This window comes from Chitinophagales bacterium, assembly GCA_040877935.1.
Lineage (GTDB): Bacteria > Bacteroidota > Bacteroidia > Chitinophagales > CAIOSU01 > JBBDNB01.
The window spans coordinates 86,151-102,279 of sequence record JBBDNB010000057.1 but is presented as its reverse complement, the minus strand read 5'-3'; the positions used below and the strand labels follow the sequence as shown (position 1 = coordinate 102,279).

The window sequence follows — 16,129 nt, the reverse complement described above, 5'->3', positions numbered from 1 at the left end:
ATGAGAACTTCAACCATATTGTTTTTACTTTCCATTGCCACCCTTATATGCCTGCTATCATCATGCTCGTCAATGATTGAGTGTGATCAGGTTGAGAAGCGACACGCCTTCATTCTAATGGATCTTTCAGACAAAGAACTTTTCAAGGAGATAGAATCAGATTTGAAAGGAAACTTCCCAGGCTTTATGCAACGCACCAGCCTCGGTAATATCTCTCCTTGCGAGCAATTCTCGTTGTCCTTTGCTCATTTTGGCGGACAGGAAACATTGGATATCTCCACTCAATCTATTTCAATCACTCGTAAAGGCTTGAGCGGAGAAGAGGAAAGACGTCTGGCCAATCCTAAACCCCTCGTGGAGTTGATGAGGGAAAAGACGGTGGAGTATAATGCCCTTACGGATGATACGGTAGTTACTTCAAGCACAAGTGTTGCTAACATACTTTTAAAAGCAATTATTCAAGCTGACGTTGATGCCGAAAATTATTTTTTAATCCTTTCTGACGGTGTAGAGTACAATGAGCATTTAAGCCTTTACGACTCAATACCTGGTTCTGAGAAAGTCTCAACACTTTATAAAGAGATTATAGAGCCATCGGTTATTGGGGAGTTTCGCCAACGACAACAGCAAGGACTTCAAGCAAAAATTATTATGGTCTTAAAATCAGAGCCGAAAGGCAATGTAAGTCGCAGAAAAATAAAAGCTTTTTGGATAAGTGTTTTTAAAGAGCTAGAACTTGAATACCAATTCATTGATAACCTTTCAAATAAAGTTATACTATGATATTTTTATTAGCATTTATCAGTTTTATAGGTTTGATTGCAGCGTTAATAAAATTGCTCCCTGATCTCTCCCAATTCGTCTGGTCAAAAACGAAAAAAATCAGTTTCCCAAAAGAATTTGTGGATTTTGGGGCTATTGTAGTAATACTATTTTTTATCTCCATTATAGCTGTTACAGGATTTGTATTTTACAAGTTTAGTATAGCTTTAGTAGCATATATTCTGTCTGATGATTTGGTATCTTTTTTCATTTTGTTAAGAGGGGTCTTCTCTTTCTCCAATGAATCTCAAAACCCTTTCGCATTCAATCACCTGATATCGGGTTTAATATTGACACCCGCTATCCAATTTTTAGCAGTCCATCTTATTTACAGGGGAGTTAGAAAATTCTTGAACGAAATAAATCAGAAGTATAATAATCCGGCTTCCTATAGCGAAAGTGATGTGTTTTATTTTGGATTTATTGCTGTTATCATTTTCATCTTGCTTGATTTGGTGCTCTACAGCCAAAGCATTCCAATGATTTCTCAGGTAGCACACCTAACTTTTCTGGGGCTATCCAAAATTGCTCTTGGTATTTTTTATCTGTCCTTGGCACACATAAACCTTTTAAAAGTGGACAAATACAGGAACTCAATATTAAACTACGTTGAGATGAAGCAATATGTCCAAAAGATTGTTTTTTCGCCCTGGCGGATAGTTTTAACTGTATATATTATCGCATTAATCCTGCATTTGCCCTTTTTTACAGGTATTCAATTTCATGAAAACAATTGGCTAATTGGTTTCATTGGCATAATTGCTTGTATTGTTAGTTATCTCTTACTTCGCTTGCACCTTGCCAAAGGATTCAACTATTTAGGTGTCATTATGCTGGTTGAAGGACCTTCTGAATTAGGCCCAAATATGAACATCGTCAAACCAGAGAAAGAGAAAAAATTCTACTATGTAGTGGGATTAGTTAGTTTGCTATTCTTTGTGTTTAAAATGAAGCTATTCTTTTTCTTTGTGACTTTAATGCTAATGGCATTATTATTTCTAATTACATTATTAGTCTCAACATATTTTTTCTTCTTATTTATCTCTTTAATACGCGCAAAAGTTAAAAATTTCTCTGCTCCTGAGGTTACTTATCAGCCGATAATTATTTACTTACTCCATTCCAGTAAATCTTTATTAAAAAGTGTTGGAATAATGATTAGCGCTATATTTCTGATTTGTTCTTTGCTTACTTATTTTCCAATTCCCTTAAATCTCACAGACAATAATGAAGTTAATGCGGTTTTCGATAAAGATGATAATTTACTTTTTTCAGATAATTCTAAAGAATACCCGAGTATAGCAGTTGAATATTCTAAGATACCTCCATTTCTTTTAAAATGTTTGATTATTAATGAAGACCGTGGGTTTTTAAGTCAAAATGACTTTCTTCCAAACAGATCAAATTGGCATGGTTTTTCATTTACAGTACTATACAGGTATTTCTTAGATAAAGGTGGTGGTTCTAACTTAAATCAGCAATTTATAAAAAACAAGGGATTCTTTGGCTTTGGTAAATTTCCACAAGATATTCAAAAGAAATTTGCTGAAATACTGACTTCATATCAGCTTTCTAATCAATATAGTCCTGAAGAAATTATAACATTCTACCTTAATGTGGCGAGCTTTCATGGGAAAGGGCACTGTGGTATAATAAATGGAGCTTATTATGCATTTGGAAAACCATTAAAAGAATTGAACCAACTTGAAATGATGTATCTTATTACTACCCTTAAAAGCGGCTCTTTATATAAGACTACAAAAGGGTACATCAAATACTCAGAGGTTGCATATTATCCCGAAGAAATAAAGAAAACATTACTGATTAAAGCTGAGTCATGGAATAACCAAGGTTTTTTATCAAAGCAAGACATTGCTCTACTTAAAAGTCAGAATTTGAGGTTTGCAAACAAGCAATATAACAGCTATTGTCATACAACTACAAATGAATTCCTTCGAAAAGAAATTAATTATTTCAATAATCCAGCAGGCAATTACATAAGTTCTTTATCTCTTAAAAACCAGAAACAAATTGCTGGTGCGGTCAGTAATTTTGAATTTTTGTTTGAAAATAAAATAGTAAATAAAGAACATAACCTATACTCAGCTGTACTTGTAGTTGACATAAAAACAGGCAATATAATAGGACACTATGGGGGGCGGGGTGAAACTGACTTAACATCGTTTGGAACTGGATACAATATAGCCAGCCTTATAAAACCATTCTTATTAATTCAACTTCTTGAAGAAGGTTGGAATTTTGATGAAATCCGCCTTTATGATGGCGATATGAAAGGCAAACTCACCCCTAAAAATTTCAGGGGAGTATATTCTAATTATTACGTGGGAATACCCCAAATATTAAGGCAATCACTTAATGCTCCAATGGTGAATATTAGGGAGTTGATAAATCCAATATATTTGTTTGAAAGAGTTGAAAATAAATTCTATGAAATGAATATTTCAAAAGATCCATACCTTGATTTTAAAAATAAATCCAAGCATGGTGAATATGAAGTAAACTACCCTCTTGGCTCTAGAAATATGACATTGTATGATATAGCTCAGATGTATCAAGTACTGCTCAATGGAGGAATGTATCGTCAACTAACTGTTTTTTCTTCTTATTTTAATTCTTCTGGCCAAAATTTAATATTTACACCAAAGCACAGACAGATATACAACCGAACAAATGCTGACAATATAAAACTCGCATTAAGTCATGCAATGGAACCAGAAGGAACTGGAATACACATAAAAGACTTACTTCCTACTGATAAAACTTACTATTTTAAGACAGGAACATCTGACGAAGCAAAACACGGTTATACAGTTTTATCTGATGGAAAAACCCTAATCGTATCATGGGTTTCATATTGCAAGAATGAAAATGAACAATTAAAATGTAACGGCACACCTGAAATACCATTTGGATCTGGAGCTAAAACAGCTGGTGCGTTAGCTGCATTAATTTACAATAAGCTTCAAGACTGATTAACAAAAACATAAACATTAAACCACTATGGTTTTAAAACAACATATATTTTATTTAATTATCTTTACAGTAATTACAATGACATTCTGGAGTGTTAAGAAAATGTACTTTCCTAAAAAAAAATTCAGTAATTACTTGTTATTTGATGATGAAAAAGAAGATAAAACATTAATTAAAAATCAAGCAATACAATTTAATTCAAAAAATAATGTAAATTATAATACGTTTATTATGCATTCGAAAGACACAACAATAGATAATTTTGGGATGCCATTTTTTTATCGATCAATCTATCAATATCCTTCTGTTCATGGAATGAAAGACAGTATTGCTCAAAAAAAAATAAATTCTCTTATCAAGATTAATGCTAAGTCTGATTGGGAGAATAGTCTTGGATTTAACTATGAAGTTAAAGAGGTAAAATTCCCTGAAATTGCTTTAGATCGGATATTTCCAAAATCTATTAGTGCCCAAAAAGCTAAAACATTAAAATTTCACAATGCCTCTTTCATTCGAGTAAATTACCTCAATAATCATATAATTAATTTTACAAAAATATACAGATCAATTCCACCAGATGGTAAAATCACATTTTATACCGAACATTGCGTTACAATAAATATTCACAACTTAGATACCGTAGGACTTAACAAAATATTAAAACCGAGTTACAAAGATTTTGTAAAAGAATACTTTCAAAAAACCTCCAATAGTAGTTTTAGCACAACAGAATTAAAAACTTTTTCTGTAAATAAGGCATACTGCTTTACAGCTAAGTCAGTTGTTTTTACAATTAGCATATATAGTAATGCATCATACGATTATCTGCCATACGAAGTTGAAATTCCCTTTACACAATTAAGTGAGATAATTAAGAAGAATGGATTGTTAGCAGAACTTAGCATTCCCAAATAATGAACCTCTTTTATCAAACAATAAACTTGCCGCTTAAATGATGTATGACTTAATTATTTGTCTATTTTATGGCAATTCCATGATGATAGATGAATTGTCCATTCTTGGGGATGTTTGATCGGTCAATGCTTTTCCTTTTATTGCCACTTTGACTATCTGAAACTTTCAAAGCCTTAGACCAGGAAATCCGAGCTTATGCAAATAACATAAACCGCTCAACCACCCCTTACAAATCTTCCTAAGTCTCAGAGGCTTGGTAAGTTTTTGATACATCAAATCACAAACTACCACTTCACAATTTTTTTGCTCAGCTGTAAACCTGATTTTGTATGTATATGGAGAAAATAAACACCGGAACTTAGCGCTGGCAAAGCTATTGGTTTAACTGCCGCTCTATTGTTGTATTCCTCCTCGACTACATTGCCGAGCAAGTCAATTATTTTGTAATCATAGCTTTCACTTCCATCGTTTTGGATATGCAGTTTATCATTGAAGGGATTGGGGAAAATCTTAAAAGATGCTGCCGGGTCAGGATCATTTATTCCTGTACAATTTTTTACTTCAATGGTTTTTGAAATTGAGTTTTCACAGGCATTTGTATCAGTGTAAGTGTATCTGATTTCGTGGTTTCCAATACCAGCTGCTTGTGGTGAGAATTTTTGCTTGTCAACTCCATTCCCACTAAAAACACCACCTTGGGGATATGCCATCAAATTGATTTCCTGATCACTTAAACATAAATCTGTGTTTAAATTTTCAAAATTGAGTTCAGTTAACTGGTTTGTAAAGACTGAAAGTGTATCCTTATTTATGCAATGATTACTGTCTGTAATTTGAACAATATATTTTGCAGAATCAGAAGCAGGACTCACTATTATGACATTGCTTGTGTCTGCTGTGTTCCAAAGTATTTCACCTGGTCCATTTGCATAGAGTATGGTTGAATCCCCGGCACATATAGTTGTATCAGGGCTTGTGTTTAGTGCCGGCAGTTGCATTACATCTATTGTTACTGAATCAGCCCCAGCGGATTCACAATTATTGGAATCTTTGACAGATAAACGGTAAGTGGTTTTTTCTATAGGACTAACTTCAATGGATGCTGTTTGCTCCCCTGTATTCCATGTGTAGTTGCTACCGCCTTTGCCCATTAGATTTACTTTGTCGCCCAGGCAAATGGAAGTATCGTTTCCGGCATTAGCCACTGGAAGCGGATTAACCACAACTTCAAAAGTGTCAGTATAGCTACATTGATATTGGTCTGATATACTCACATAGTAGCTAGTATTTGAAGTGGGGGAAACAGAAATAGAGGATGATGTATCGCCCGTACTCCAAAGGAAATCTTCTCCTCCATTGCTATTTATAACTGCTGTATCATAAAGGCATATTTCAGTATCTGGAATTGGCGGAATTTCAGGATGCTTGCTGAGCTGTATTGTTCGGAGACTGTCACAGCCATTGGAGCCAACAAAAGTATCAATATAGGTGCCGGGTGCGGAATATCCTAAAAATGTTGTATTTGGACAAATAGCTTTGGAAATAACAGTATCATTTTCGTAAACTGAGTAGGTTACAGGTATTCTGTTTGTGTTAATACAGCTTGTATCTGGAATATCGAGTGTTCTAACTGCCCGAGCATTTCCAGGCAAATCCTTGCCCCAGGCATTGTAAAACGTACCATTATTAAAATTCAGGATCCAAATAGAATTGTTATTATTCTCCGTAGAACTAAAATATCTTGAACCTGAGAAACTATTGGTAACGAAGCCACCTATTTCATTTTTATTTGCAAACAGTTGTTCAAGTTCCAAAAAGCTTGGGAGATACCAGTCCCCGTAGCCGTTTAAGATGAGACTATCACATAAACGGGCGGCAATTCCCGGTTCAGCACAATTTTGCACAATTGCTTTGGTATTGTGTTGTCCGGTTCCAACAGATTGTGATGTATTTCCTATAAACGTCCCCTCACATCCCCAAACTGCGGCACTCGCCTGATCAGAAGCTGCAGCTATCAATCCTTTTATACCAGAAGTATGATACCCTAAATCATTTGGGCCAAACTTGTAGGCAAATATTCCGCCCGAAACAGTATCTCCAGGCTCAACAAAAAAAGTGGATCTTGCCTGGGCATAATATGTCCCGGGAACAGAGGTAGTATATGTTGTAGAATTTGAGGCCAGTAGATTTCCTCCAAGCGGTGCATCATACCAATCAACAATTGCACCGGAAGCTGCATTTACACTTAATGTCTGGAGGCCATCTTCCGAACAGGCCAGTATATCTCCGTTGGACTGCAAACCCTCAGCAGCAGGGGCAACAATAAGATCAATAGTAATAATACTGTCACAACCGGCTGCATTATTCATAACTGCGGTGTATAGGCCAGAAGTATCATATACCTGCCCATCAGGTGCCGTATATGCATCACAAACATATCGGGTAATGGTCGCACCTGTATTTTCAAGCAAATTGATGCTTAAACTGCTTGTATCGCCACTGCCGCAATGATTAACGCCTTCCACATATAATGTTCCCGATGAGTTGACCTGCAAATCTATGCTGGTTCCGCTGCCGCTGATTATTCCATTTCCCGTAAAATACCAGTTGTAAGAATTTGCACCATTTACGGAAGCTATGGAATAGGAGGAAATGCTTCCGCTGCACGGATTTGTATTGCCAGAAATATTTCCCGGCTGTGGTGGATAGCTTCCACTTAATATTGTTATTGTTTTGCTATCGGTAACTGTACAGCCTCCAATGCTTGTAGCCGTAACGGAATAATTGGTACTCACTGTGGGTGAAACAGTTATGCTTTGCGCGGTTTCACCGGTGCTCCACTCATAAGTATCGATATGATCGCCAATTGCAGTCAACACCATGCTGCCTCCTGTGCAAATACTATCTTGACTGGAATAAATCTCAACATTCAATGGGGTACATCCTAAGGAATTGACAAGGTCTGCACGGGGATATACTTCCATGGTCGCCTGCATTCGGTCTTTTTGATCGGAAGTAAACAAATCTCTGGAAGAGCAATAACTCATATAATTATTCCTGGAATTACTCCAAACCCCACTTCCGGTACAGGGATTGCTGGTACCACAATCTCCTCGTTTATGGGGCGGAGTGTCGCATATATAATCACCATCGTTTGTGCAATCATTGTTTACAGGGCAAGAATTTCCATCATTGTCTCCGTTAAAAGTATGGGGTAAATTTAAACCGTGTCCCAGCTCATGCGCCAATGTTTCCTGATTATATCTCATGTATGGACTGTACATAACCGTTCCATCATAGGCCCCTCCCCAGGGATAATAGGCAAAGCCTGCCACACTGCCACATATATCATGCACCACCCATATATTGTAATAATCAGAAACCGGCCATTTGCTTAAATCCTTTAGGTCTTCTTCATCACCACCTGTGCAATTACTTCTCTCCATTCCATCGCTTGCATAGTTTGGAATACCCGAACCATCTACTCTGTTGATACCATTGGTAGGACAGCCCTCGGGTGTAGTTGTAGCCAGGCAAAAATTGATATCCATGTCAAGTCCTGAACCTATTGTATTTGAGTATCTGTCATTCAAACCATCAATGGCTCCATAAATTTGTGAATCGGGAATATTGCTCCCCAGGCCTTCTGATTCGCCCAGATGGATCACATGCACTACTACAGGAATGGTGTATTGCTGTGGTGATGCAGCCTGTTGACTGGAAGGATGCATTCTTTTGTATTGCAGTTTATTTTGTACTGTCGCTTTCTGTTGAAGAAAAGCATTTTTGTAATTGGTATTCTCCAACATCATGCGCTCATGCAATTCATCAGTACCACAGGTGTTTTGTGCTTTGATGTTGAGGGTAAAAAGCGAGAAAAGCAATAAAAAAATCAATATCAAAATGCTATAGTTTTAGGTTAGGAATCTGATAGTGCAGTCCATTTATCTGATAATGGATATTTTGCGGTTTAAAGTATGGTCATCTATCTTATGAAAAATGACCACAGTGCTAATTTAAATAAAATACAATGCTTTTCCATTTGGCATTTTTAAATACTGCAATTAAGGGTTTAATGACGGCTGGCCAGGATAAACATAGATTGACAATCTGACAAAAAAAGGACTCCTTACCACAGTCATCCGATGACTATCTGAACTTTCAAAGTCTTAGACCAGGAAATCCGAGCTTATGCAAATAACATAAACCGCTCAACCACACCTTGCAAAACTTCCTAAGTCTCTGAGACTTGGTAAGTTTTTGATGAAATAAAAGCTGTGCAAAACATTAAGGGAATTCCCACTTTTCTGCTCTACCTAAGCAGGCAGGTCAGGGAATAAACGACTTCTATTGGCCTTATACATAGCACCTACACATCTAAGCAGCTATTTTTCCAGCCATTCAATCATCTATTTCCCATTGCGCTTCACCTCCACCTCCATAATAAACCGATCTATAATATTGCTTGTGGATTGCGGGTTGACCATATGGTACAGGTGTTCACGGAACAATGATTGCTCTCCATAATTGGTAATATCTATGATCTTCACATTTGGACTGTTTTTATAAATATCCGATACAAATTTGGCAATCACATCATTCTCGCTTTTCAATATTAGAATGGGAATATTGTGTTTTTCAATATTCTCAAGCCGCTTTTTATTGTCCAGCTTTGTAGAAGCCCTAAGGGCAGAATATACCTGTATGGCAAATATCTTAACCGGCAAACGGTTCAGGGCTCTTTTTAAGGGGATGCGGTTTAAATGTGGTAGCGTATCGAGGCGGGTCATCAGGTACAGGATTCTGTTTTTTGCAGCCCTCCATATTCTGTTCCGGATACCCGTATCGTGACTGATCATCCACTTATTGAGGTTGATCCCCCTTTTGCGGACACCATTTCTTGAATCCAGTGGCATAACTGTTCTTAGCGCCAGGGTCATTGACCGTTCTGTAATCCCCAAATCAGATTTGAGCACTACCTGGTCCAGGAAGCCGAGAAAGGCATGTTTGGCCTCCTTTCCAAAAAATGGGTTGGCACCTACCCTACCCTTTAGGTATTTTCTCACGCCTTCCAGTTCATCCCAGAAATCATCCATCATGGTAAAATAGATATTGCCCATGGAATGATCCAGCAGGTAAACCGAGTGTCCCAGCTCACCAAAATGCTTGATCACGGCATCGATATTGCGCATTACAAATTCAGAATAATCTTTGGGCGGCAGATCATGGGGAATGGTTCCGTAGTGCATTGCTGCTGCAACATACCTACTAGAGGGTATAGCTGCCAGAAGTCCGTCAAAGGAATTCAAACCCAGAAAACCGTGTACCATCAATACTACCGGTCGTTTGATTTTTGTATTTGGATTAAAAGGGCGGGCCATATCGAGATTTATATTGGTAGAACCGTATTCGGTTTCCCTTGATATCACTACCTGTGGCCAGGTAAGTGCAGCATCATCAATAAAGACCGTCATACGCTTTTCCACATCATCAATAAAGCGCAAAAAACCAGGGCTTTCATCGGGTTTTGCCCAGCGGTAGAACAACCAGGCCAATGGCCTTCTCTTTTCGGATTTAGTAGCTAAAAAGGCAATGCGCCTGGATTTGCTGATGAAAGAAGGGGTAAGCGTCAGTTCCTTTATTTTACGGTCTTCCACTACCATCCCTATTTTATCGGAACCAAATGCGCTTGAATTCCTGGTCACAGAAGCTACCCTACCTTTGGGGTCGGTAGCGAGGAAGATATAATCCAAGCCTTCTTTGTTGTTGTCTTTCAGGTATTTGGCCAGTTTTTTATTGAGCCCATCGGCATAGGCATCGATATTGTCGCGGTCGAGGCTACGCCCCAAAATCTGATCCTTAGTAATTTTCTTGCTGCTGAGTAATTTTTTCAAAAAACCAATCGCATCGGTTATGCCCATCAGTCCGCGCTGACTTTTCAGTTTTGAATTGACAAATGTATAGCGAATAAGCTCCGGGTGCTCCAGTTTTTCAAAATGCTCCAATATATAATCATAGGCTCCCGAAGGCGATTGTCCGTGGGAAAGCCCAACTAAAAAGGGTTGCCCGTTCCTGGTTCCGTTATTGGCATAATGTATAAAGTCTTTTCCAACAGCTTCATCAAACTCTTCCCTGGTTTTGAAATATCTTGTTTCAGGAGCTTTATATTCCTTTGCAGCCTCGGGTGCCGGCATTAATAATGAATCGGTATCCATTTGCTATAATATCCTCTTTTGAAAAAATTAATTCTTAATTAGTGTGACCGCTTGAACAAGCATGTTTTTTACTTGTGTTATGCGAATGTGAAGTAAACGTAAATTTATGCTTTCACAGGCAATGTTCAGAAAAAATCACAACAGATTTTTATCATTCAATAAGCAACAGGCAAATATTGATTTTTTATTTTTCCCAAAACAACAACTTAAGCATTCAAATTTTAAATTGATTCAGTTATTTTTTTCTATCCTTCCTATTCATGCTATTTATTTAAAGCTTTGAAGCATTTCAAAAGCAAAGGCCAATAATTTTGATTTCTCTTCAACAGTATATGGCAAAGGCAATTGAGCGATACCCATTATACGTCTGAAAATTTCTACACTTGCAAAAGCATTAAGCAAAGCCCGATCTACCTGATCTGTTCCATAATATTGCGACAATGCCATTTCAACAGTATCCTCATGGCCTGACATAATGAGGTGAGCAATCAATACACCAAGGTCAAATTCAACAGGGCCGAAAAAACAAAATTCAGGGTCAATTACCCGTATGCCATTATTTGTATTGAGCCAGGAACCTGGATAATAATCTCCCATTAAAAGAAAATGACCATCTGAAAGATAAACCTGCTTTAGCTTTTTGACCTTTTCTAAAAGCAAATCATTTTTTTTGTAAGCTTCTGTTATTTCAGCTAAGCCAAGCTGTATTTTATCCAGATCAAAATCATTATCAGTACTAAATGGGAAATCAAAAATATGCCTTGCATTAAGTTTTCGCATTGAACGGTTGTATATGCGCTCATTAGTTGTATTTACATTATAACTGCTGTGCAATTCTGAAAGAATCAATACCAGTTTCTGGATTTCACCTATATCCACTCTAAACTCCTTCCTGTAAATATTCATGTAATCAGCAGCTTCTCCCAGATCTTCCAGAATAAGCACTCCTGAGGGTGCATCGAGTTTCAAAAGATCGGGGAAGAATTTCTCAATTCCATTTTTAAGTTTTATCAATCCATAAAACTGTCCTTCAATTATACTGCGCTCATCGGGAGCTTCAATATGTGGGTATTTTTCTACCCAGGGGCGGGATTGCTTCACTATAAAACTTCTTAAATTGCTTTTCACCCGCAATACTAAGTTCATATTGCCATTACCCGCTACAGATACTGATTTCAATTGTTCATTGGGTTTTAAGAAATTTTGCTTGTCCAGGTACTTTTCCATATCCCACAGATTATCACTTTCCAAAAAATAACCTGAAGGACAATTTTTATAATATTTTTTTTTGAGTACTTCCTGATCAATTAATGTTATCTGCATTGAATAGAGGTGTTAAAGTTGAAGTCAGTTTAAATATTGTTTAAAATATTATAAGTTTTAAAACATCATGGTATTTGCAATCTTAATTAAAATAAATTAGAAAATGAAATTTACACCTTTGTAATTTTAAGAATGTGTAATTTATAAACAAGTTTTTGAATTGGTCTGATTTTTATTTTCTGTAAAAAAAAGTAATTTCGCCAATGGATTACGATACAGAAGGTGCTTTTTTTCAAATCGTTGAAAAGTGCTTAAAAGGGAATCGGGTGTAAATCCCGGACAGTCCCTGCTGCTGTGAGTTCCATAAGCTTTTAGCTCTCTTAAATGCCACTGTCCCGACCCCGATAGCTATCGGGGTCGGGATGGGAAGGCCGCTAAAAGTGGAACAAGTCAGAAGACCTGCCTTCAGTATCTATTTTCTGCTTACAGGGAAATGAGCAGTTAAATAGCGAAGCCGTTCCGAAATTGATGGCGACCTATATCCTTTTATTTCCCACCATTTTATTTAACCCAAAATTTTTAACAACATGAAAAGTTTATTTTCAATGGCGGCAATTTTATTTGTTGCAAAAATCGCCTTTTCGCAAGGCATTGTTTACCCTAAAAATTTGGTGCTTGCAAATGGTGGACAGTATGGCGATACCACTCAAAATGTGGTAGTTCAAAACCTTCACCTTTATTCGCAATCCCTGAATTTTGCAGACACCATCAATACCCAGTCCATTCAGGATATTTTGGTTGATGGTTCCTTTGCCTATCTAGCGGCAGAAGATTCCATTTACAAAATTGATATTCCAACTATGGACATTGTTGCCAGGGCTGATTTTCCGGCTCCCAGTACCTATAAGCTTTTGCTGAACGACAGCATTTTGTGGGTGGGCAATTGGTACGATTTCGGTTCTGCCCCCGATTATCTTTACGCCTTCGACAGCGATGATTTGAGCCTAAAATTCTCGGTTCCTGAAATAACTCAAAAGGTAAGCGACATGGCATTGCTCAATGATACCTTAATTGTAACTCAAAACCTCACAAGCAGTGCGTTTTCTGATTCTGCTGGATATGCCGTATTGCTCGATGCCAATGACGGAGCATTTCTTAGCAATATTCCTTTGGACAATGTGGCAGATGCAGGTTGGATTTTTGTAGATAACGGTGAAGTGACATTTGTAAACCCCGTTAGCAATACCTACGGATATTTTGACAACAATGGGAATTATGTTTTGACTCCTTTTGGCAAGGATATATCAGGCGGTTCAAGTTCCAAAATTCAATTAGTAGATGATGTCCTGCTTGGAATATTTGATGACCAAATCGGTGCTTTTGATTTTGATACGGAAACTTTTGTTGCAATGGATTTAATCGATTCGGTTACTTCTTTTGTATTCGATCCCATTGAAGCTGTATTTTACGTTACGGCAACGGATTTTGCTAATTACAAACAAGGTGGCGCATATGACACGCTCGGGCAAAAACTCTATGATTTCCCAGTAGGCTTTTCTCCAGAAGCACTGGCTTTGTATTATGCCGAAAACCTTGCGCCTACCACCTCAGATGTGAATGACACTACGGAAGAAAATACTGCAAAAAGTATTACCATTTTGGCCACAGATCCGAATAATGATCCATTGGAAACAAGCATTCTGACCCAAGCGCAAAACGGAACAGCTTCGATTAATGTTGATCAAAATATTGAATACACGCCCAATTCTGGTTTTTACGGCTTGGATTCTCTAAGTTATGAAGTTTGTGATACCGAGCTGCCCGCTTATGCTCAACTTTGCGATCAAGCGAAGGTTTATGTTTGGGTCGATCAGTCGGTTGGTATTGTGCAGTTGGATGCGCAAAACACTTTTAGGATTTATCCGAATCCGGCCCAGTATTCCACAAGGATTAATGTGCAAGAAGCGGGAAATTACAATTTGAGGATTGTAGCTTTAGACGGACGTGTTCAATCCCTAAAGGAAAATGTCTTTATTGATAACAATTACGATCTAAACTTGCAAAATCTTGCTGCTGGCCAATATATGGTAGTATTGGAAAATGCAGGAAAAGTGCAAGTTCAGAAATTGATTAAAAAATAGAGGTAGAACGCTGATGACGCTGATTTAGCAGTTATTTACTGATTGTTTTCAGCTTACTGAAATATCAGTGTAAATTATAAAGATCAGCGTCATCCCTGCCTTTGCCGGCAGGCAGGTGCGTTCCAATATTTAGATAGAATGAGATACATAATCATCATATTGCTTTTCAGTTTCAGCCAATTGTTGGCCAATAATGTTCATATTGCTGAGCTTTCTACGCCAGATGCTACGCATTTTCAATTGGAGCTGAGCTGGGAAAATTCATGGAAGCTGGACAGCAATGCGCCTTACAATCACGATGCGGTTTGGCTTTTTGCCAAATATCAGGAAGAAGGTGGGAAATGGCAGCATCTAAAGCTCAGTCCCGATTCTGCGGCACATGATTTGCAAAATTCGGATTTAGCCCTTAGGGCAGAAGCCGATTCAGTGGGCGTATTTATTTATTCAAATAGCAATGGAGCTTTTCCATATCAATCGACTTCACTTAAAATACAGCAAGTGTCGGGCATTGATTTGCAAAATGTAAACCTAAAGGTCTTTGCCATTGAAATGGCTTACATACCTGCGGGCGGCTATTTTCTGGGCGACAGCCTGAGCAATTTTACTTTTAGAAATGGCAGCGATTATGCTCCGCTTTGGGTAGATTCTGAAAATGCTATTTCTGTGGGAACGGGCTTGAGTGAATTGTGCGATACCTGTTCTTATACTGAAAATATTCCGGCCGATTATCCAAAAGGAACAGAAGGATTTTACTGTATGAAATATGAAATTTCGCAGGAACAATTTGCGGCATTTTTAAATACTTTGGATTTCAATCAGCAAAACAATCGAATTGGGATAGATTTATCGGGGGCAAATATTGGAAGCTCCATAGTGCCTATTTTCAAGAAATACCGCAATGGCATAGTGGTGGAAAATCAAGGAGATGCAATAAGTAATTCGCCAGCAAAATTCGCTTATGATTTGAATACCAACAATGCTTTCAACAGTGCCGATGATGGGCAAAATATTCCATGTAATTTTTTGAACGAGGAAGATTTAAAAGCCTATTTGGATTGGTCGGGTTTGCGCCCGATGACGGAGTTGGAATTTGAGAAGATTTGTCGGGGAAATGAAAATTTCGATTACAAGGAATATGCCTGGGGCAATGCTTTGGTGAGCAATGCCAATAATCTCAGTCAATCAAGAACTGCTGCGGAATATTGTACGGATAGTATTTCGCCTGGTCATGGTTTTGCCAATCATTTGTATCCCATTACTTCTGGCGAATATTATATCGAAGGACCTATCCGCTGTGGATTTGCAGCGAATGCTCAAAGCGACAGATTGACTTCAGGAGCAGCTTATTACGGAGTGATGGAAATGAGCGGAAACCTTTGGGAGCAATGTGTTAGAGCTTATGGGGCGGGTGTTTCTTTTGATGGAAAATGCGGTGATGGACAACTAGATGCTGATGGAAATTCAAATGAAACGGCTTGGAGCAATGGCAATGCCGATTTATTCATTTTCAGCGGAGGGAGTTGGTTCAGTTTGGTCTTTAATAATTTGAATTATGAATTCCGGGATTTGGCTGTTTCAGATCGTTTTTATGGGAATTTAAATGCCTCCAATAGGAGAAATTCTGCGGGTGGACGAGGTGTGCGTTAAACCAGTGGTCAGACAACTCAAAGTCGTCTGACCACTCGATTTAGAAATGAATAAAATTTGATAAAGCATTTTGTTTTATGAAAATATATCAATTTTTATTAAGGGTTTTGGGGTTTTTTGAAGTAGGGGGGG

The 16,129-nt window shown here is 37.7% G+C and carries 8 protein-coding genes and 1 riboswitch; of the genes, 5 read left to right on the top strand and 3 right to left on the bottom strand.

All coding sequences use genetic code 11. The features are described 5' to 3' along the window. Genes WD048_15890 through WD048_15880 form a run of 3 tightly spaced genes read left to right on the top strand, consistent with a single transcriptional unit; the run spans position 1 to position 4,731 of the window. Positions 1-783 carry a hypothetical protein gene (locus tag WD048_15890; protein ID MEX0813700.1) on the top strand — a complete coding sequence of 261 codons (783 nt, stop codon included), beginning with the start codon at positions 1-3 and terminating at the stop codon, positions 781-783. After that, complete coding sequence (locus WD048_15885; protein ID MEX0813699.1) at positions 780-3,815, top strand: transglycosylase domain-containing protein; 3,036 nt, start codon at positions 780-782, stop codon at positions 3,813-3,815. Before WD048_15890 ends, WD048_15885 begins: the two co-directional genes overlap by 4 nt. Before the next feature lie 28 nt (positions 3,816-3,843). Further along, positions 3,844-4,731, top strand: coding sequence for a hypothetical protein (locus WD048_15880; protein MEX0813698.1), 888 nt, complete (start codon positions 3,844-3,846; stop codon positions 4,729-4,731). 284 nt (positions 4,732-5,015) lie between these two features. Here WD048_15880 and WD048_15875 read toward each other — a convergent pair whose 3' ends face one another. The 3 genes from WD048_15875 to WD048_15865 all read right to left on the bottom strand — a co-directional run bounded on the left by WD048_15875 (position 5,016) and on the right by WD048_15865 (position 12,269). Further along, a complete protein-coding gene (locus WD048_15875) occupies positions 5,016-8,633 on the bottom strand; it encodes a M43 family zinc metalloprotease (protein ID MEX0813697.1) in 3,618 nt (1,205 codons plus the stop codon). Between the two features lie 507 nt (positions 8,634-9,140). Continuing rightward, the gene (locus tag WD048_15870; protein ID MEX0813696.1) at positions 9,141-10,946 is read right to left on the bottom strand and encodes an alpha/beta hydrolase; all 1,806 of its coding nucleotides are present in this window, start codon (positions 10,944-10,946) and stop codon (positions 9,141-9,143) included. A 267-nt stretch (positions 10,947-11,213) separates the two neighbouring features. Continuing rightward, a complete protein-coding gene (locus WD048_15865; GenBank protein MEX0813695.1) occupies positions 11,214-12,269 on the bottom strand; it encodes a hypothetical protein in 1,056 nt (351 codons plus the stop codon). Positions 12,270-12,472: 203 nt separating this feature from the next. Beyond that, positions 12,473-12,691: riboswitch (cobalamin riboswitch) on the top strand. 105 nt (positions 12,692-12,796) lie between these two features. Between WD048_15865 and WD048_15860 the strand changes: the two genes are divergently transcribed. Then, a complete protein-coding gene (locus WD048_15860) occupies positions 12,797-14,350 on the top strand; it encodes an Ig-like domain-containing protein (GenBank protein ID MEX0813694.1) in 1,554 nt (517 codons plus the stop codon). Positions 14,351-14,488: 138 nt separating this feature from the next. Next, entirely contained in the window at positions 14,489-15,997 is a 1,509-nt protein-coding gene (locus WD048_15855; protein ID MEX0813693.1) for an SUMF1/EgtB/PvdO family nonheme iron enzyme, read from the top strand. Positions 15,998-16,129: the final 132 nt, after the last annotated feature.